At 34.5% G+C, this 21,082-nt stretch carries 13 protein-coding genes; 5 read left to right on the top strand and 8 right to left on the bottom strand.

The window, feature by feature from the left end:
• The first annotated feature begins 44 nt into the window (after nt 1-44).
• Nucleotides 45-1,214, top strand: coding sequence for a hypothetical protein (locus tag NQ163_RS10645; RefSeq protein WP_268190314.1), 1,170 nt, complete (start codon nt 45-47; stop codon nt 1,212-1,214).
• 78 nt (nt 1,215-1,292) lie between these two features.
• Nucleotides 1,293-1,832, top strand: coding sequence for an FMN-binding protein (locus NQ163_RS10640; RefSeq protein WP_268190313.1), 540 nt, complete (start codon nt 1,293-1,295; stop codon nt 1,830-1,832).
• Here the strand turns inward: NQ163_RS10640 and NQ163_RS10635 are convergent.
• The 6 genes from NQ163_RS10635 to NQ163_RS10610 all read right to left on the bottom strand — a co-directional run bounded on the left by NQ163_RS10635 (nt 1,829) and on the right by NQ163_RS10610 (nt 10,620).
• Nucleotides 1,829-2,389 carry a manganese efflux pump MntP gene (locus NQ163_RS10635; RefSeq protein ID WP_268190312.1) on the bottom strand — a complete coding sequence of 187 codons (561 nt, stop codon included), beginning with the start codon at nt 2,387-2,389 and terminating at the stop codon, nt 1,829-1,831. The genes NQ163_RS10640 and NQ163_RS10635 overlap by 4 nt on opposite strands.
• 96 nt (nt 2,390-2,485) lie before the next feature.
• Nucleotides 2,486-4,540, bottom strand: coding sequence for a tetratricopeptide repeat-containing sensor histidine kinase (locus NQ163_RS10630; RefSeq protein ID WP_268190311.1), 2,055 nt, complete (start codon nt 4,538-4,540; stop codon nt 2,486-2,488).
• A gap of 328 nt (nt 4,541-4,868) precedes the next feature.
• Nucleotides 4,869-5,795 (bottom strand): quinolinate synthase NadA, encoded by a 927-nt coding sequence (gene nadA, locus NQ163_RS10625; RefSeq protein ID WP_268190310.1) that lies wholly within the window; start codon nt 5,793-5,795, stop codon nt 4,869-4,871.
• 25 nt (nt 5,796-5,820) lie between these two features.
• Nucleotides 5,821-6,669, bottom strand: a complete 849-nt coding sequence (gene nadC, locus NQ163_RS10620) for a carboxylating nicotinate-nucleotide diphosphorylase (RefSeq protein WP_268190309.1) — start codon at nt 6,667-6,669, stop codon at nt 5,821-5,823.
• Between the two features lie 15 nt (nt 6,670-6,684).
• A complete protein-coding gene (gene nadB / locus NQ163_RS10615) occupies nt 6,685-8,262 on the bottom strand; it encodes an L-aspartate oxidase (protein ID WP_268190308.1) in 1,578 nt (525 codons plus the stop codon).
• 153 nt (nt 8,263-8,415) lie between these two features.
• Complete coding sequence (locus tag NQ163_RS10610) at nt 8,416-10,620, bottom strand: bifunctional alpha,alpha-trehalose-phosphate synthase (UDP-forming)/trehalose-phosphatase (RefSeq protein ID WP_268190307.1); 2,205 nt, start codon at nt 10,618-10,620, stop codon at nt 8,416-8,418.
• Nucleotides 10,621-10,864: 244 nt separating this feature from the next.
• On the opposite strand from NQ163_RS10610, the gene NQ163_RS10605 reads away from it, so the two are divergent.
• Nucleotides 10,865-12,676, top strand: coding sequence for a glycoside hydrolase family 15 protein (locus NQ163_RS10605; protein ID WP_268190306.1), 1,812 nt, complete (start codon nt 10,865-10,867; stop codon nt 12,674-12,676).
• 78 nt (nt 12,677-12,754) lie between these two features.
• On the opposite strand, the gene NQ163_RS10600 is transcribed toward NQ163_RS10605, so the two are convergent.
• The gene (locus NQ163_RS10600; protein WP_268190305.1) at nt 12,755-15,913 is read right to left on the bottom strand and encodes a PKD domain-containing protein; all 3,159 of its coding nucleotides are present in this window, start codon (nt 15,911-15,913) and stop codon (nt 12,755-12,757) included.
• A 127-nt stretch (nt 15,914-16,040) separates the two neighbouring features.
• Complete coding sequence (locus NQ163_RS10595; RefSeq protein ID WP_268190304.1) at nt 16,041-16,427, bottom strand: hypothetical protein; 387 nt, start codon at nt 16,425-16,427, stop codon at nt 16,041-16,043.
• 323 nt (nt 16,428-16,750) lie between these two features.
• Between NQ163_RS10595 and NQ163_RS10590 the strand changes: the two genes are divergently transcribed.
• Nucleotides 16,751-17,185, top strand: a complete 435-nt coding sequence (locus NQ163_RS10590; protein ID WP_268190303.1) for a hypothetical protein — start codon at nt 16,751-16,753, stop codon at nt 17,183-17,185.
• A 52-nt stretch (nt 17,186-17,237) separates the two neighbouring features.
• The gene (locus tag NQ163_RS10585) at nt 17,238-20,975 is read left to right on the top strand and encodes a T9SS type A sorting domain-containing protein (protein ID WP_268190302.1); all 3,738 of its coding nucleotides are present in this window, start codon (nt 17,238-17,240) and stop codon (nt 20,973-20,975) included.
• Nucleotides 20,976-21,082: the final 107 nt, after the last annotated feature.

Here is a 21,082-nt window from a genome sequence, read left to right as displayed (position 1 = left end):
ATAACACTAACGATTATCAGAATTAAAACCTAAGAAAAAACGAAATGAAGAAAGTATTATTACTATTAGTTATCTGTTTTGCATTTGGTGCTACCAATGCACAAGATCAGAAAGAGCCACAAAGTATAGGATCAACAATTTTAGAGAAAATTAAGAGTGAGAAATTGAGTATTGGAGGTTACGGAGAGGTTCACTATAATCAGCAAATTAGCGGTAATGAAAGATATAATGGAAAGATGGATGTTCACAGAATGGTTTTATTCTTTGGATATCAATTCAACGAAAAAACATCTTTTGTAACTGAGATTGAGTACGAACACGTTAAAGAGTTGTATGTAGAACAAGCATTCTTAAATTACAATATCAAGCCAAATACAAGTATTCGAGGTGGTTTGATGTTGGTACCAATGGGTATTATTAATGAATATCATGAGCCAACTACTTTTAATGGGGTTGAGCGTCCTAGCGTTGATAAGTACATTGTTCCAACTACTTGGAGAGAAATTGGGGTAGGTATTACCGGTAGATTGGCAAATGCTCCTTTAAAGTACCAATTGTATGTTATGAATGGATTTAACGGATTTGATGGTAGTGGTAAACTAAGAGGATCAGATGGATTAAGAAAAGGTCGTCAAAAAGGGGCTGAATCTACATTTACTTCTCCTTCTGTATCAGCAAAAGTTGACTACTATGGAATTAAAGGCCTTAATCTTGGTTTATCAGGATATTTTGGTAAAACTCAATCATCAGAATTTAATGGTTTAGATAAAGATGATGATTTTGCAGAAGCTGTAGCAGATTCGACTCGTGTTGGAATTAGCATGTTAGGTCTTGATTTGCGTTACAAACTTGATGCATTCCAGGTTAAAGGTCAATATATTCATTCTTACATTAACGATGTAAAAGAGTATAACGATAAGACGGGAAAAGATTTAGGAAAGCAAATGAGAGGTTACTATCTTGAAGCTGGTTACGACTTGTTACATGGTAAAGAGCAAGCTTTAGTGCCATTCGTTCGTTACGAAAACTATAACACGCATCACAAAGTTGATGGTATTACAGCTAATAAAGCTTACGATCGTGAGGATTGGTTTGTTGGTTTAAGTTATCACTTGGCAAAAGGAGCTGTGGTAAAAGTAGATTACCAAAGATTTAAAGATGGTAATGATGTAAAGAAAAACTTTATCAATTGCGGTGTTGGAGTTTGGTTCTAATTCGTAATTTTTAACAAATTATATACTGCAGAGCGGGTTATATCCTGTTTTGCAGTTTTCTGTTATTTAAAACTTACTATGAAGAGATTATTGCAAGTATTAATTGTTGCATCAATTGTATTGATTTACGATGATGTAAATGCTAAAGATTATCCGAAGCCAATTCAGAAAAGAATTGATAAAGCCATAAAAAGTACTTTTGGTACTGAAGATGTGAGTTTTATAGATTTATCTGAACCTTCATATGATATTACAAGATTTCCGGGGATTGAGAAAGTATCTGTTAGTAAACTAATGAATGAAGGAGCTGAAATTGGCTTAGCGGCTTTTGCCAGTTCGAAAGGAAAGAACGATCTGTTTGATTATTTGGTATTATTTGATAAATCAATGACCATTAAAAAAGTTGTAATTCTTGTCTATCGTTCATCATATGGTGGCGAAATAATGGCCAAATATTGGTTGAAACAGTTCGAAGGAAAGCATAACGGACAACAGCTTGAATTCAATAAAGACATTGATTCAATTTCGGGAGCCACCTTATCAGCTCCAGCCATTACAACTGGAATTAAATCCCTTAGTTTGTTGATGGTTCATTTAAAAGAAGCTGGAAAGCTTTAAAATAACAAGTGTTCAATTAAGATTCGAAGGCCAATTAGTATTAATACAATTCCACCTAATACTTCGAATCTTTTGCTGGTTTGACTTCCAATCTTTTTACCAAGCAGCATTCCAAGCATAGAGGCAATAAATGTAACAACGCCTATTATTACTGCAGGCCACCAAATGATTACATCAATAAGTGCCATACTAAAGCCTATGACCAAAGCGTCTATACTAGTTGCAACAGATATGCCAATTAGAACGGTTAGTTTTAAAGGATTAAAGGAGGAGTCTTCTTCATGATTAGATAAGCTTTCATAAATCATTTTGCTTCCTAGTCCAGCCAAAAGGATAAAAGCAATCCAATGATCAAACTCCTTTATCAATTCGTTAATTTCCCAGCCTATAAACCAACCAATAACTGGCATTCCACCTTGAAATAAAGCTAGAAAAAAGGCAATTTTTACAGCTTGAAGAAATCGTATTTTTTTAATAGCTAATCCACTACATACTGATGCAGCGAAAGAATCAACAGAAAGCCCTAAGGCAATTAGAAAAATGCTTACTAGTTCCATGTTTTATTAGATTGGAGGGCAAATATAAAAGGAAATACTGAAGCTAAAAAAAGCGATTCCAAAAAAGAAATCGCTTGGTAATTGTTTAGATTTTTTCTAAGCTATTTTTAAACTCAAGATAAATTCACTGCCTTTATTTTCTTCGCTTTTTACCCAAATATCTCCACCATTTCTTTCTGCGAATTCTTTACAAAGAATTAAGCCCAGTCCACTACCAGTTTCATCTGCAGTACCCACTGTTGTATAATTGCAGTCTAGTTTAAAGAGCTTCTCTTGGTTTTCCTTACTAATACCTATTCCTGAATCTTTAACCTTTAGAAACACAAATTCATCTTGTATATCGGCAGAGATAGTTATATCTCCATTTTGTTCAGTGAATTTTAGAGCATTACTAATTAGATTTCTAAGAATTGTACTCACCATATTAATGTCGCCATAAGCTTCAGTATGAGGAGGGATATCAGAGCTTAATTTAATTGCTTTATCTGCAGCCTTCAATTTGAAAATAATAAGATTTGACTGAATCAAGTGATGAAGATCAAATTGAACTGGATTAAATTCCAGTTCACCTCGCTGGCTTTTTGCCCATTGCAATAAGTTTTCAAGCAATGTAAACAAACTATGCGAAGATTCATTAATATTGGTATTGTATTCTTCAATTAAATTAAGATTTTTACTCTCCTTTAATTCACTTTTGATCAATTCTGAAAATCCTAGAATAGAGTTGAATGGTGAACGTAAATCATGAGCGATAATGGAAAAGAATCTATCCTTGGTAGCATTGGTTACTTTTAGTTTTTGATTCGATTCTTCCAGCATTCCATTAATTTTATTGATCCTTTGGTTGACTTTTGTTTTTGATTTATATAAAAAGTAAACCAGTATTAATAAAGACATTGTGATTACAAAAAACACAATAAGATAATTGGTGAATGCTTTTTCCTTATCTAATTTTTCTTGAGTTAACTCATTCGTTACTTTTAATATTTCGTTTTCTTTTTCTTTTTTTTCAGTTTCAAATTGCGTTTGCAAATGAGCAATTTTATCAGATTTGCTAGCCTCTATTAGGCTATCTTTGAGTTTGTTGTAGTTCTCGTATGTTTTGTAAGCTTTTTTATAGTTTCCTGCAGAATAGTAGTATTCCGATTTAAGTTGCAAGAAGCTACGTTCCATTGTTTTTATCTTAAGTTTCTTGCATAACTGTAAGCCTTCATTTATAATATCGTAGACCTTTTGCAGTTTTCCGGTAAACAAATAAACTTTAGCTAGCGATTCCAGGTTATAAACAATATCCGTTTCTAATTTTAATTTTCTATTTATTGCCAGAGAATTATCGATGTAAAATATAGCTTCTTTGATATTTCCAGTTTTGAAATAGTTTTCCCCTATATTATTCATGGCAAGGGCTTCTCCAGCTTCGTTACCTATTTGGTTGTTGATATTCAGACTTTTTTTAAAGAATTCTAAAGCTTTCGCAAATTCTTTATTTTCTTGGTGTATGGTAGCTATATTATTATAAACTATAGCTTGAGAATCCAGATCTTTGTCTTTGATTGCCAAATCAAGAATTTTTTGATAGTATTCAAGGGCAACATCATTTCGACCTTCATCAGCATAGATATTGGCTATATTAAGTAATAAAACCAATTGTGAATTGGTGTCATTTAACTCCTCAGAAATGCGATAAGCTTCCAGGTATTTTTTTAAAGCTACTTCTAAATTGCCACGTTCCCAGTAAATGATTCCCAAACCATTCAGAATGCTGGCATGTATTCTATTATTTTTTGATATTTTACAATATTCAATAGCTTTATTAAAATTTTCTATAGCCTTGTCATATTCACTATTGTCAGAAAAGTAATAGCCAAAATTGTGGTAAAACCTACTTAATAAAGCAGTATCTTTTAATGCATGGGCCAGACCTTTTGCCTCCAATAGATATTTGTATGCTTTTTCGGATTGTCCGAGTTGAGAATACCTGTTAGCTAAATTTAAACCAGCTCTGACTAAAATCGATTTTTCCTGATTGATTTTGGCAAAATTGTATGCTTTGTTAGCATAGAGAAAAGCACTGTCAAGGTTAGTTACAGCATATTTTCCGGAAATATTGATTAGTAACTTAGTTTTGCTACTGTCTGGTTCTATTTTCAACTGCTTTTTTAGTTGATCTATTTTCTCTTGTGCAAAAATGGAATAGGGGAAAAGACAGAAAATTAATAATACAAGTTTAAGGGGAAATTGCATTTTATAAAAGATCGTTCGTTAACAATAGCTGTTTGGTGTTAGATGTACGTTAAAAAAGAGAAATTGTTATTAGGTTGTTGTTTATTTAGATTGGTTATTACTAGAATGGTATATGGTTTTATTACTGATTGCTAAATATACCATATTTTTGTTATTCGCAAGTTATCAACATTAAAAAAGCTAGCGAAAGTTGAAAAAAAAACCTTCCTAAAATATAGAAAGGTTTTTAATTTTGTTAGCCTATTTCAAGCATTCTTTGAATGGATGTTATTGCTTTTTTTGATATTTCTTCAGGAACTTTAACTTCATATTTTTCTTCCTGTAATGCTTCCAGCACCCCTTGTAGTTTCACCCTTTTCATAGAGCCACAAATGGTTTTTGGATGAATAAGAATAAATTCTTTTTCTGGATTTGCTTTTTGCAATTGATGTAGAGTACCCAATTCGGTTGCAATGATAAATTGTTTTTTGTTTGATTCGGCTGCATGCTTGATAATACCAGCTGTAGAATAAAAGAAGGCATTTGGCATGTTCAAAATTTCATCATCATTGGCACACTTGCTTTCGGGATGAATTAAAATGTCTGCTTCTGGATATTGATTGGCCATATCAACAATCATATTGCTGTCTATTCGTTCATGAACGCAACAATCGCCGTTCCACAAATCCATCTCAATACCTGTTTTCTTTACAATGAATGCACCAAGATTTTTATCAGGAGTAAAAAAGATTTTTTTGTCTTTTCCTAAATGTTCTACCACCTGAATTGCATTGGATGAAGTACAGCAATAATCGGTTTCAGCCTTTACTTCAGCAGTAGTGTTTACATATGAAACCACTAATCCGTCAGGGTTTTTAGCTTTCCATTCCTGAATGTCTTTACCAGTAATACTTTCAGCAAGCGAACATCCACACTTTTGTGCAGGAATTAAAACTTTCTTATCTGGTGAAATGACTGATGCAGTTTCTGCCATAAAATGAACGCCGCAAAATACAATAATATCAGCTGTTGTATTTCCTGCTTCACGTGCTAAGCCCAATGAATCACCAATATAGTCTGCTATATCTTGTACTTCAGGATGTGTATAATAATGAGCAAGAACAATTGCATTCTTTGCCTTTTTCAACTCCTCAATCTGTCTTATAATCTCTTTATTTTCCATTTTAGGAAACCTCTTTCTAATTAAACTATAGAATAATATTTTGACTGATATCTAGTGCTTTTACCGAATGAGTAAGTGCTCCAATTGATATAAAATCTACACCTGTTTCAGCAACACCTTTTAATCTTTCCAGGCTCATATTTCCTGAAGCTTCTGTTTTAGCTTTACCATCTACAAGATGCACGGCTTCTGTCATGGCTTCGTTACTCATATTGTCAAGCATGATAATGTCTGCACCTGCAACAACAGCTTCTTTCACTTCTTCAAGATTTGTTGTTTCCACTTCAACTTTGATGTGTGGAGGAATGGATTTTCTGATTTGCTCAACTGCAGGAGCAATTCCACCTGCAATTTTGATGTGATTATCCTTGATCATTACCAAATCATACAATCCAATTCTATGATTGGTTCCTCCTCCGGTTTTAACCGAATATTTATCCAAAGTTCTAAGACCAGGTACAGTTTTTCTGGTATCTAATATCTGAACATTTGTATGCTTAACTTCAGCAACATACTTTGCAGTTTCGCTTGCAATCCCAGACATTCTTTGCATTAAGTTCAGGGCTAATCGTTCACCTGTTAGTAATGCCCTAAAGCTGCCTTGCATTTCAACAATTACATCCCCTTTTTTAATGGTATCACCATCTTTTACCAATGGTTTCCATATCAAGTTCGGATCTAATTTTTTAAAAACTTTTTCAGCAATTGGTAATCCTGCAATTACACCATCTGCTTTTGCAGTCATACTTGCTTTTGCAACCGAATTCTCTGGTACCAGGTTATTGGTTGTGATATCGCCATCGCCAATATCTTCACGAAAAGCGTGTTCGATTATATATTCTAATTCTTGAATATTCAATCCTGTTTCTTCCATTTGAATGAAGTGATATTATTCTGATTTTATTTCTACAGGTACAAAAGTAAGCTCTTTATTTAATTGTTGTACCGAGTGAGCAAGAAAGTCTTCATTTTCGGTATTAAAATCTTTACGATAATGACCTCCACGACTTTCTTTGCGAGCCAATGCTGCAGTTGTAATTAAATTACAAACACTTAATAAGTTTTGCATACGAATACTGTAGTATTCATTGGTTTTAAAAGGAAAATTGGATTTTACTTTATCTAGTAAATCCAGAACCTCTTGTAAATATTGAGCTGTTCTTACAATCCCAACCTTTGTATTCATTGCTTGGGCGATTTCATTAACATGATTTAAGAACAAATCAGATAAAGAATGATCAATAGAAATTCCTTCTTGATTTGTTTTTGATGGGGCAAACTGGGTATGTTCTCGAGCGTCTTGAATGGCCCTTTTTCCAAATACTAAACATTCTAAAAGTGAATTTGAGGCCAATCGGTTGGCCCCCATAACTCCTGTTGATGCTAATTCACCACAAGCATAAAGCTTGTCGATATTCGTTTTTCCCTTATAATCGGTTTTAATTCCACCAACGGTATAATGAGCTGCAGGTGCAATAGGAATTTTATCTAAAAAATCAGCTCCTGATTCTTTGCATTTTGCATATATCGAAGGGAATCGATTCTTCAATTTTTCACTATCCAGGTGTTTTAAGCTTAACGTTACATGTTTATCGCCATACTTTTGCATTTCATAAAAAATGGAACGGGCCACAATATCTCGGGGAGCCAATTCTGCCAATTCATGAATTTGGGTCATAAATCGTTCCCCTTTAGAATTAATTAAATGAGCACCTTCGCCTCTGACTGCTTCACTAATTAAAAAAGTATAGCCTTCTTCGGAATAAAACGAGCTTGGATGAAATTGAATAAATTCCATATCAGTAATTTCTGCACCTGCATTATATGCAAGAGCAATTCCATCTCCAACTGTAGTTTCCGGATTAGTAGTTCGTTGATATACTGCTGAAGCTCCTCCCAAAGTTAGTATGGTAGATTTTGCTTGAATGTAAAGATTCGAATTGTCGTTTCGATTAAAACTTCGTGCTCCCAGGCATTTTTGTTTTTCAACCAAAAGTTCATAAACCATTTGGTTTTCGAAAATTGTAATTGAGGAAGTATTTAAAACTTTTTGGATCAGAAATCTCACCAGTTCTTTTCCGGTTGAATCGCCACCTGCATGCAGAACTCTTCTTCTGTGATGACCACCTTCTAAACCTAAAGAAAGTTCACCATTTTCTGTATCGAATTGCATTCCAAGCTTTATCAAATCCTTGATTCGATCAGGACCTTCATTCACCAATATATCAACAGGAGTATAATCACACAAACCTCTGCCGGCAATAAGTGTATCCTCCAGGTGCAATTGAGGATAATCGTCAGAATCAGTTACCGCAGCTATTCCTCCTTGTGCATAGTATGAATTACTAACATCTAATTTAGATTTGGTTACGATAGCAACAGAGCCATATCTTGAGGCTTCGAATGCTGAATATAATCCTGCAAGTCCACTTCCGATTATTAAAAAATCGAATTGTTTGTGTAACATTTTAGAAAAATCTTGGTTCGTGCGAAAATAGCTATTTTCCAGCTATCAGTTATAAAATTGGAGAAAAAATACTGATAGAATATTAATTCTAACTGAATATCAGAAAAAAAAGGTGACAATATTGCCACCTTTTTTTTAAAATCTTTAGGCTCATTAATTCAATTCGGAAAGTAAACTGCGAACTTTAGCTACAGAGTCGACTTTATATTTGGCCGCTGTATGTTTTAAGCCTACTTTAATGGTAACGGATGATTCTGGCAGTTCTCTGAACATGTATTCATCTGTCCAATCATCGCCTATAGCCAAAACAAAATCGAAGTTTTGGTTTTGTAGGAATTGCAGAGATGCCATTCCCTTATTGATACCACCACTTTTTACTTCAATTACTTTGTTTCCTTCCAATATTTCAAGATTATGATTGGCAATCATGGTTGTTAATTCATCTTTTAGTTCATTGGCTCTAAGTTCACCCTGTTCAGGTTCAGCTTTTCTAAAATGCCATACTAAGGAATAATTTTTCTCCTCGATAAAAGAACCTGGAGTTCGATCAACAAAAGTTTCCAGTATAGGACGAATACCAGGTTTCCAAGTATCATTGGCATTGGCAAGCATTTTCCATTCTTTGCCATGTTTCTTTATCCATACACCATGTTCAACAATTAAATTGATTTTGTGTCCTTCGAACCAGTTTTCCAAACTTTCACGATCACGTCCACTAATAATGGTAATTATATTTTGAGGATTTTCTTCTAGTTTGTACAGAATTTTGTGCAATTCTTCATCAGGTTTTGCGTCATTCGGGTTTTTCTTAAATCCTGTAAGCGTTCCATCATAGTCAAGGAATATGGATCTTTTTTTCGCACCTGCATATTCAGTTTTTATTTTCTCTAAAATAGAAGAGCTTACTTTCTTTGCATATATAGAATTTTGAAGTTTCTCTACTTTTCGTAATGATTTTACAAACTCCGATGACCATTTGAAAACATCATAACGTTTGATTCTATCTTGCAAATAAATCATACGTTCACGCTGCTCTTCAAGAGGCATGGTTAGTGCCTGATAAATGCTGTGTGCAATTTCTCCCGTGTTATTAGGGTTGATCATTAGCGCTTCACCCATTTCTTTGGAAACACCAGCCATTTCGCTCAATATAATAACTCCGGTTCGGTTGGTACGTGAAGCCACATATTCTTTAGCTACCAAATTCATTCCATCTCTTACAGGAGTAACCAAAGCTACATCACAGGAGCTATAAAGTTCAATTAGGCTTTCGAAAGGCATGGATCTATAGAAATACCAAACGGGCGTGTAGTTAATGCTACCAAATCTACCATTTACATTACCTACCAACTCCTCAACTTCACGTTTAAGGTTGATGTAGTGCTCAACCGTACCTCTCGAAGGAACAGCCAGCATAATTAAGGTAACTTTTCCAATAAACTCCGGATACTCTTCCAAAAACTTAGCAAATGCCTGAAGTCTGTTGGGAATACCTTTCGAATAATCTAATCTATCAATGGATAGAATCAGTTTTCTGTTTGGAGAAACAAGAAAGTATTTTTCCAATTCTCGATGCAGCTTTGATTTCTCTTGCAAAGGTTTTTGAAAAGTTTGTGTGGCAGCATCTCTAAATTTGTCGTAGTCTATTCCCATTGGAAATGAATCAACCAGGATGATTCTATCTTCAATATGAATTTCGTTAAAGGATATTTCATACCCCATTAATCTGCGAACACAACTAAAGAAGTGTCTTTGATAATCGAAAGTATGAAAGCCAATTAAATCGGCGCCAAGCATTCCCTGAATCAGTTCCTTTCTCCATGGAAGAATTCTAAACACCTCGAATGAAGGGAAGGGAATGTGTAGGAAAAAACCAACTGTAACTCCTGGTTTTTTAGATTTAATCATTTCCGGCACCAGAAGGAGTTGGTAATCATGAATCCAAATGGTGTCTCCTTCTTCAAGAGTTTCAAGAGCTTTGTCAGCAAATTTCTGATTCACGTTCACAAATGCCTCCCAAAGTTGTGGCTCATAATCGATGTACTGGGCAAAGTAATGGAAAAGAGGCCAAATGGTTCTGTTACTAAAACCATCGTAATACAAATCTATTTCTTCCTTCGACAGATGAACGGAAACACAATCTTCTTCAACTAATTTTTCTTCAATATCTGCTTTTAAATCATCACCTAATTCATCGCTAGGTAAACCTGGCCATCCAATCCATTTGCCATTATATTCTTTGTATACCGATCTCATACCAGTTGCCAGACCACCAACACTAGGTATCAGTTTGATATTGTCGTTTTCTACGTTTATACTTACAGGAAGTCTGTTGGAGACAATGTGAATTCTATTCATAAAATGTGGTTTTTTATTTTGGTAGAAATGTTATTAATATTCGTGAAAAATCTCTATTTTCCGAATCATATCTAACGCAAACAATTAAAATTTAACAATTACTTAATCTTGATATTATTTTTTTGATATCAATTTACTTTCCTTAAGTGTTTGATTGTTTGTGTGTTTTGTGTTGTTGTGGATTTGTCAAGCTCAAATGAATTGACAAATCATATATTGTTAAGCTCTAAAATAGTAATTTTTTATGAAGAATTTAAATTATGGAATAATTGGTAATTGCCGAAGTGCTGCTTTAATTTCAGAAAAAGGATCATTGGATTGGGTTTGTTTGCCTCAATTCGATTCTTCATCGGCATTTGCTAAGATTTTGGACCAGGAGATAGGAGGGAGTTTTGAAATTGTTCCAGAGAATTTGTTAGAAATAAAGCAAGAATACAGATCAAAAACCAATATCCTAAAAACAAGATTTGAATGTGTAGATGGAGTATTTGAGGTATTGGATTTTATGCCAAGGTTTCTTACCGATGATAAAGAATATTACGCACCACCTGATGTGATACGATTTTTTAGGTTGGTATATGGAAAGCCAACTTTTAAGCTAAAATATGATCCTAAATTGGACTATGCCAGAAATCAAACTGAAAATCTTATTTCAGAGGAAGGTTTTATAAAATCATTTACTACAAAAGGCAATTACGATTCGCTTTATTTGTATTCAAGTTTTGATAATAGAGCTATTCTGGATGGTGAAGTAATAAGTTTGGTGAAAAATGAATTTTGCCTGATCAGCTACAATCAGAAACTTTTGAAGCAGGACATTGAGCGTGTTTATTTAAAGCTACAAAGAACAAAGACTTATTGGTTAAACTGGAGCGAAAAGACAAAAATATTACCGGAATACAATGAACAGGTTACCCGAAGTGCATTGGTGTTGAAGTTACTAAGCTATCAGAAAAGTGGGGCTGTATTGGCTGCATTAACAACTTCGCTTCCTGAAACTATTGGAGAGGTTCGCAATTGGGATTATCGCTTTTGCTGGATTCGCGATGGTTCAATGGTAGTGAAGATATTAACTCAACTTGGACATTACAATGTTGCCAGACGTTATTTGAAGTTCATAATGGATATTATTCCTGAAAAGAAGGAGAAAATTCAAATCATGTATGGTATTAATGGAGAAAAGAAATTGTCAGAGTTTGAATTGGATCATTTATCCGGTTATGAAGGATCTAAACCAGTTAGAGTTGGAAATGCGGCATACAAACAGAAACAAAATGACATTTACGGTATTCTTTTGGATCTGATTCATCAGCATTTTGAAATGTTTGAAACCTCGCTGGAACATAGCGAGGAATTGTGGACCATTGTAAGAAGTATTGTTAAGGTGGTTGAGGAAAACTGGAAAAAACCAGATAGAGGGATTTGGGAAATACGAGGCCGAAGTCTGCATTTTACCTTTAGTAAGGTAATGTGTTGGGTGGCGTTCGATCGTGCTGTTAAAATTGCCAGTTTACTCAAGCGCGATTATTATATGGCAAAATGGAAAGTACTAAGACATTCGGTTAAGGACGATATTTTGAAGAAAGCATGGAGTGAAAAGAAACAGGCATTTACCCAATATTACGGATCGGAGGATATGGATGCTTCGGTTTTGTTAATGGAACCTTACGGATTTATTGATGGCAAGGATGAGAAGTTTAAATCTACTGTTTTAACCATCCAAAAAGAGTTGGAACACGATGGTTTAATGTATCGATACAAGAATCAAGATGATTTTGGAACACCAAAGTCAGCCTTTACCATTTGTTCATTTTGGATGATTAATAGTTTGTTTAAAATCGGCAAGAAAAAGGAAGCAAAAGAAAAATTTGAGAAGCTCCTTACTTATTCGAATCACCTGGGTTTATTTGCTGAAGATATCGATTTTGCTACCAAGCGAATGTTAGGAAACTTTCCTCAGGCTTATTCGCATTTGGCAATAGTGGAAACAGCCCTTAATTTTTCAAACTTTTCAATGGATGATGAGGAAAACTTACTCGATCAGTTAACGAGCTAAGAAATTAAGAATACATTGAATAAACAGCATCAGGTTTCAGAAATGCCCGATGCTGTTTTTTTATTATTGTTTGTTCTTCTATTTCACCAAAAGCTTTCCTTTGTAAATTTTTTCACCAGAAAGATTAATGATATGAACTCCAGGTTTAAGTTGTTCTCTGTTAATGATTACGTTATTTCCGGTGATATTTTCGATAATACGAACGACTTTACCACTGGCATCAATAACAATTAATCGGTATTGTTTGTTTTTTTGATTTGGAAATTTAACTGTGCTTTGACCTACCATAGGGTTAGGATAGATTCGTAAATCTTTAATCGAATTGTCAGTGATGTTGTCATCAATACCAACAGGCTGACCTCCTACATTTATGGCTGCTGTAATGGTCTGTGTATCTTCTCCAATAGGGTTTGCAACTGTAAGACTAACACTATAAGTCCCTTCCTGATTGTAGCTTATGTTTGTTGGATTTTTCTCTGTTGAATTTGAGGGTGTTCCTCCTTCAAAGTTCCAATTCCAACTGTTAATCCCATCACCAATCGAACGGCTAATAAAATTGGTTGATTCATTTACTTGCAATTGATTATTTTCGATGCCAATGAGTGCCTTTGGGAGAGAATTGCTAAAATCAATATTCCCGGTAAAAGCACCATTGCCATGCGTTCCTATGGCAATAAAACCATCACGTCTGCTTTTAACCATTGCTGATATGGTGGTTCCAATTAAATTTTCTGCTTCCTGAGTCCAAATTATTGGATTAGCATTTAAGTTATCGGTTTTGTAAAGACCGGTACTTGTTCCTGTAAAATAAAGGGTTGTATTAGGGGTTGGCATAATGGATACTGAACGAACCGAAGGGCCATCGCCTTCAGGATTTCCATTTTCTTCCAGATTTCCACTAACAGCTGTCCAACTATCTCCTTTATCGGTAGAATGATAGATACTTTCTATTTTGTAATTGGAGAAACCAACCATTAGTTCATCTCCGTTTAAAGGATTTACAGCAATTGATATCACGTTACCCTCCGGCATATTAGAAGCTGTGATTTCTACTCTTTCGGCATTTGTTGAATTGGCATTGTCAATTCGATATACTTTCCCATTACTAGTACCATAGTAAAGGATATTGTCAGGGTAGGTTGATGTGGCAAGTGCACTAACCGTTCCTGTTGCCTCTGAAATATCTAATTTTTCCCAATTTACTGTGGCTTTATCGTTACTTAACTTGGGTATTTCATAAATATTGAGGTTTCTCCAGATAAATTGACCTGCTGCATAATACATTAGCTTGGGATTATTGGTATCGATTATAAAAGGGTTAATAAACAATTGCCCTTCTGCACCTTCAGGATCAATTCTTGTAAAGTAATAGTTGTCTTCATCGTATACATTATCTTCTAAATATGTTGTTCCATTTTGCGATGAGGAGATAATTGTGTTGCCATTGTTGGTTATGCTACAGAAGCTTCCATCACCCGATCCCCATCTTATCCAATCTGTTGTTGCATTGGCATTATCAGCTACCCAGGTTCCATTGTCCTGAAATCCGGATATAAGAGTTGTTCTGTCAACATTGTCATGATCAATTGCAATGGTGTAAGATTGTGTGGTTAAATATCCATTATTTAGCAATTCCCAATCTACAGGTTTGTTGTTTTCTGGTGTATTTTCATTATCATCTTCAATTCCAGAATCATTGGTCTGCATAAAATTATTGGTAATACTAATGCCTCCATCGTGACCACTTAATAAGGTATTGGCGTCGATAAATGTTAAGGCGTGCAAATCAGCATGATGCTTGTCATATTGACTAACATCATTTTCAGCTGCGTATCCACCAATCCAATATGTATTAGAATTGTTGGTAATGCCATCACTTACAGGTGATGCCTTTGTTGCAAATGCGTCATCAGAGCGAAACAGGTTTGTTCCTCCAATAAAAACAACATTTTCATTAGAAGGCGATACTTTAATCACCATATTGTATGAATTTTGTGAGTTGTATCCGTTTACATCTCTGTCGCCTTCACCTCTTTCAGGTAAATTTTGTGAACGATCTTCCCAACTAGCAGGATTTGTTGCAGTAACATCATAAGTCAATTTCCAAAAACTATGATCTTGAAAGCCATCACCGCTGGTTCTGGCCAGTAAATAAACGATATCCTTTGTGGTATTGCCAGGGGCATGTGCCAAAACAATTCGATCATAGGATGTAGGAAAATTCTCGGGGCTTATGTTTTCCCAACTTACAGAACCACTTGATTTTCTCCAGATACCTTCATTTTTATCTCCTCCAGAACTAATACTTGCATATTTGGTACCATCAGGAGTACAAATCACATCTGTGTAAGGAGCGTAGTTAGGATCAGTAGTATTAAATGATTCCAGTTCACGAGTCCATGTTGTACCCCCATTCTTTGAAATATAAATTGCTCCATATGTTGCAACATATACATCTCCATTGTTAGGATCTACACATATATTCCAGCAGATGTCGAAAAAACGATCGAAGGAGGCAAAAGTATTTTCGGCAGTACTAGGTAAAAGATCCCAGGTGTCGCCATTATTTGTAGATTTAAATATTCCGTTTCCAGCGTAGAATGCTCCATCTTCGCTAGCACTACCTAAATATTCTCCCGTAGTATAGTACCAAATGTTTTGTGAACCACTTCTTGGATCTTGTGCGATTGCGGTAACGCTTGGGTGTTCGTCCAGGTTTGTGGTTCTGATCCATGAAACACCTCTGTCAGTTGACTTCCACATCCCTCCTGTAACTCCACCTGCCAGTATTGTATTGCCTGATGCGTCGCTGATATCGGTTGCCAAAGCTCTTGTTCTACCTCCAACGTTCCGTGGTCCACTAATTTGATAGGTAAGTTCATCGGCTTTGAGATCACTTTGTAATTTTGATTTTGCAGAAAGAACATATCTTTTTTCCAGGAGTTTGATGTTTTTTGGGATCCTTCCGGTTAAAGGATTTTTGAGCTGATTGAATTCAAACTCATTTCTTCTTATGGGATCATCGGCAAAATTGTATTTACCTGATTTACGATCCGCAATTTTGGATAATTTGCTTTTGTTTACACTTCTGTTGGTAAGATTCAGGAAAGTTTTCTCTGTGATGATAATGTTTTTCACTTCAAATTTTACTTTCTCATCTGACGGTTTCGGCTTGTTTTGAGCGAGTAAAGTAAAACTAAATATAGAGATCGTTATCACAACTAATAAATCTTTCATTTTAATCAGTGTTTGTTTAGCACTTAAGGATTAGGTGCATTTTAACTATAAATATTAGTATTACTTATCAAAAACAATTTGTCTAAGAAAGTGTAAGAGGAGTAGTAGGATATTTTAATTGGTAAAATTATTGTTTGATTTCAATGAGCTTCAAGTACGAATTATTATTCATTGTTGTTACTTGAGAAATGACACATGAGATGGTTTCGTAATTTTTAATTTCTTTTAAATGTTTATCTGATAAATTCAATACAATTTCTTGATTGGCATTAAAAGAGCGTGTAAATCCTGAACCATAACCGTGTATTTTAATGACTTTTGCTTTTATGGTTTTGGTATCAAAAGAATTCTTCATGAGTGTAACAGTTAATAAACAAGTAGCAGGTGCAATTTGTTTAACCTTTTTGTCATGATTGGATATAGGAATTTGAGGTTTAGGATTTGATGTTTGTTTAGCAGTATTACATCCCCCAAAAATAATTGCAAATAAAAAGATACGACATATGTTCTTCATAGTTTTTTTTTAAACAGAATGGATATAAGTTACAAAAAAGATTGCATTTTTGGGAATAGACAATTCTAAATGTTGAATTGCTTGAAATTGAGAATTTAAAGTGTTTGCAGTTATTATTCTGTTAAATGTAAAAATGAAGTAGGTTTAAATTTTGAATAAATAAAATGTAATTGTACAATATTTATATTGCTTATATATTCTTTATTGAAATTTTATATATCCTGTAATGTTATTATATTTATTACCTCTTTTTGAAAAAATGATTTATACAGCTATATAGTATTGATGTTTAGTTGGATTTGAAACTTATTTAAATTACACTTATGAGAACTATAATTCTAAATATAATCTTGATAATGCTATTCTTTGGATGTGCAACGAAGAACAAATTGAGTGAAAAACTAAATGAAAGTGACCAGATCACTTATCAGCAGTTTGCTAAAGATAAGTTTGGAGAGGAAGTCGAGTTTAAATTTAATTCTGACAAAAGTTATGTGATTTGTGAGAAATTAAATTCAAAATCACAACCTAATCCAAATCAGTTAAAAGAGTTTTTTGTGTATGATATTATAAATGGAGTTATTGTTTATGAAGATAAAATTGCCAGCGCAAAGATCGAATGGCATAACAAAACACAACTTCTAATTACCATGCAGAAAGGATATATTACAAATCCGAAAGATACAGGGAAATGGACTTATGTGTTTGATCTAATAGCAAAGAAAAAAATAACTGAAACAGTAAAAAATAAGAAATAACTAATTAACCAATTAATTAACTAACCAAATCACTAATTAACTTTAAAAGTTTATGAAGAAATTTTATTATCTACTTGCGGGTGGACTAATTGTTTTATCGGGGCTTGCGGTAACGAAGTACATTAAGCAGGATAAAAAACAATTCTCGAGTAATGATTTTACGCCTGAAGAGTTCTGGCAAAATCAGTTTCAGAAAAAAAAGGCAAAAAGAAAAGTAGGCTACAGTAAGGCAGATAAGCCTGATATGTATAGCAAGTACTTTAAGGCTATTACAACTCGAATGGGAGAGGATGAGTCTGGCTATGAAATGAATTACAAAACAAAAGAACTTCAGAAAGCTCGTAAATTTCGATTGAAAGTTAAGAGTTCAGAAACTAAATTGAACTTTATATCTAGAGGGCCAGCCAATGTTGGAGGACGTACACGTGCCATAATCGTGGATCCTGATGACTCAAATAAGAATACTTGGTTTGCAGGAAGTGCAACAGGAGGTATTTGGAAAACTACGGATGGAGCTGAAAACTGGACGAATTTATCGAATGATTTGACGAATTTATCAGTTAATGCATTGGTAATGGCTAAGTCAAATCATAATATTATATATGCAGGAACAGGTGAGAGCTTTCCCGGAAGTGCTCAGAATTTAGGAAATGGAATTTGGAAATCAGAAGATAGAGGTGAAAGTTGGAGTCAATTGGCAAGTACTGCAACAGATGAGAAATTTGGATACATTAACCGTTTATTCGTGAACCCAATTGATGCAAACATTGTGATTGCAGCAACAGAAATGGGAATTTTTAAATCGGTTGACGGTGGTACTACTTGGAATCAGGTTTATGAAAGTACCGATGGAGTTGAAGATTTATCTGCATTTCCAGAAGCAAGAGATACAATTTTTGCAGGAGAAAATGGAAAAGGAGTTTTACGTACTATTGACGGAGGTGATAGTTGGAAAGTATTTTCAAAAGGGCTTTCTGCAGGTACTCGTTACGAAGTAGCAGTTTCTCCTGTTGATCGGAATTTTGTTTATACAAGTGTAAATATCTCAAGTAAAGAATCACATGTATTCTTATCCAAAGATAATGCAAACAATTGGTCGAAGTATAACGATGATCAAAACTTTCTTGGAGGACAAGGAGGATATGACAATACCATAGCGGCTCATCCATTTATTGATAGTGTAGTATTTGTTGCCGGTGTTGATATGTGGCAGCTTGCTTTTAACAAGACACCATCGGAATTAAATCCGGCAGTTAAATCTGCTTATACCGAAAATACCGACTTTCTATCATTTGTAAATTTTGGGGGAAGTCATTTGGATGGCGGTTTAAAAACAGATATAGGATCTAATGTGTTGTCAACAGATTGGACTTCGGTAGAGCTTAGATTTGGTCCTGGATTAAGCCAGAAAGCGCATCGTTTTACTGTTCCTGACAAGAGAACTTCCGGAGTGGATGATGCAGAATATACTTATGTGGATTATGTAGACGTTCCTTTTGAGGTATGGGATATTACTAATAATAAGCAATTGATGGTTTCGTTTCGAGATCAAGAGAAAGATGGAAAATTTAATTTATATACTCGAAATGGGGAAAGTGATGCTTATGGTGATCTAGGTAGAGAGTATCTATATATTAATGCAATAGAATACAATGCAGATGCAGCTGATGCAAGTGTGGCAGTAAATGGAGGTCATGTACAAAAGGCTCTTTATATGATTTGGCCAGAGCTAAAAGCTGGTGCAACCTGGGATGATGCAAATCTTCCTAATTCGAAAATTATTATCGAGTATGGAGGTGTAGAAGTGTTCGATGGTAAGAAAACCAGTGTTGCTGATGCTTATGGCAATTATGGAGGTTCAAATGGTTATGACCAAGGTGCTGGGCTTGGAGATACAAAAATTCCAGGTTTACATCCAGACCATCATAATATTACTATAATTCCGATGGATGGGGAGAATTTCCGTATCGTAAATGGTAATGATGGAGGTATTGGGGTATCAGAAGATAATGGAAAAACATTTACACAAAAGCCTAATAATTATATTACCACTCAATTTTATGGTGTTGCAAAAAATCCTAATGCCAATGAGTATATAGGAGGAATGCAAGACAATGGAACTTGGCAATCTGCAGCTGGAGAAGATGCTGCTTCAACAACTAAATACTTTTTCCGTTTGGGTGGAGATGGTTTTGAATGTTTGTGGCATAGTGAAGATCCAAATAAATTGCTTGGTAGTATATATTATAATGCAATCTATAAGTCATTAAATGGAGGTAAAAATTGGTCTTCGGTAAAAGGAATAACTGAAGAAGATGGTCCTTTTTTAACAAAACTATCTGCTTCTAAATGGCATCCGGATGTTGTTTTTGCAGTAGCTAAAGATGGAGTTTATAAATCAACTGACTTTGGTGCAAATTGGACTCTTAAGAATATTGATGCTGCATGGAAAGGAGTATCCAGTCAGCACAATATAGAGGTATCCTTGGCTGATCCAAAAATTGTTTGGGGTGGTGCAGCTATGACTCAAAGTGGTAGTTATAAAATTTTTGTCTCAAATGATGAGGGAGAAACTTTTACAGGGGTAAATGCATATACTGAGAGAGATATGGCTGTATATATTAGTGGAATTGCAACACATCCAAGTGAACCCAATACAGCTTATTTAGTGTACTCTTTAAGTAAGGCTCCGAAAATACTTAGAACAAAGGATTTAGGTCAAACTTGGGAAGATATTACTGGTTTTGGAGCATCAGGTACTGTAAGTGCAAATGGATTTCCTGATGTAGTAACTCATTGTATGTTAGTAATGCCGCATGATACAAAAACTTTGTGGGCAGGAACTGAGATTGGAGTTTTTGAGTCAAATGACGATGGTGTTTCATGGCATATGCTAGAAGGAAATTTACCGCCGGTTTCAATTTACGATATGCAGGTGGTAGGAAATCAAGTTGTTCTTGCGACTCATGGTAGAGGTGTATGGAGTGTACATGTTCCTGAAATCGATCGTGTTCCAGTAATTACAGAATTGGTTGAGGTTGAAGATAAGGTTGTTAATATAAGTATGAATGTAAAAGTTGATTATCAAAAACTTGAAATTTATATTAATGGTAACTTAGATAAGACCATTGACACTCCTGATAAAGGAGATCAATCATTTTCTGTTACTTTGAATGAAACAGGTACATATAATGCATATGTAATAGGATATGTTGCTGATAAATCCTTTAAATCAAATCAGAAAGAGATTGAGATAATAAGTAAGCTTCCTACAGTTACTAGTTTAGAATTAGTTGATGATAATAAATTGTTACTAAAGGCTCAATTCCCGGTTGGATATGATAAAGTTGAAATTTATTTGAATGATGAACTTTATGAATCTGTAAATAGCGGTTCAATAGGTACATCTAGTTATGATATCGATTTTGAAGAGTCTGGAAAATATAATGCTCATTTAATTGGATATAAGTTTGATTCTCCATTCCAATCAAATTCATTAGAAATCGATGTTATTGCAACAGGAATTGATAATGTTCTTGAAGAAACTACTAAGGAGTTTAAAATGTATCCTAATCCTTGTAGAGGTGAATTTAAACTTGCATTGGGAAATGCAGCCAAAGAATTTGCTGTGGAGATTTTTGACTTAGGAGGTAAGAAAGTACTTTCAAAGAGAGGCAATAATTCTGGAGAAAATACGATTAAAATCGAATCATTAAAAGCTGGTTTGTACATTGTTAGAGTTCAAGCTGGAAGTGAAAATTATTCAGGTAAGATTCAAGTTGTTCGATAGTATTTTTAGAAGATAAATAATATTGATTTTGGCCTCAGGTAACATTTACCTGAGGCTTTTTTTTGGTATAGTTTTATAGAAAAAGCAGAATTACGCATTCTTTATTG

This window comes from Marinifilum sp. D737 (assembly GCF_026672275.1).
Lineage (GTDB): Bacteria > Bacteroidota > Bacteroidia > Bacteroidales > Marinifilaceae > Marinifilum.
The sequence above is the reverse complement of the archived record's forward strand: the minus strand, read 5'-3'. Positions and strand labels throughout refer to the sequence as shown.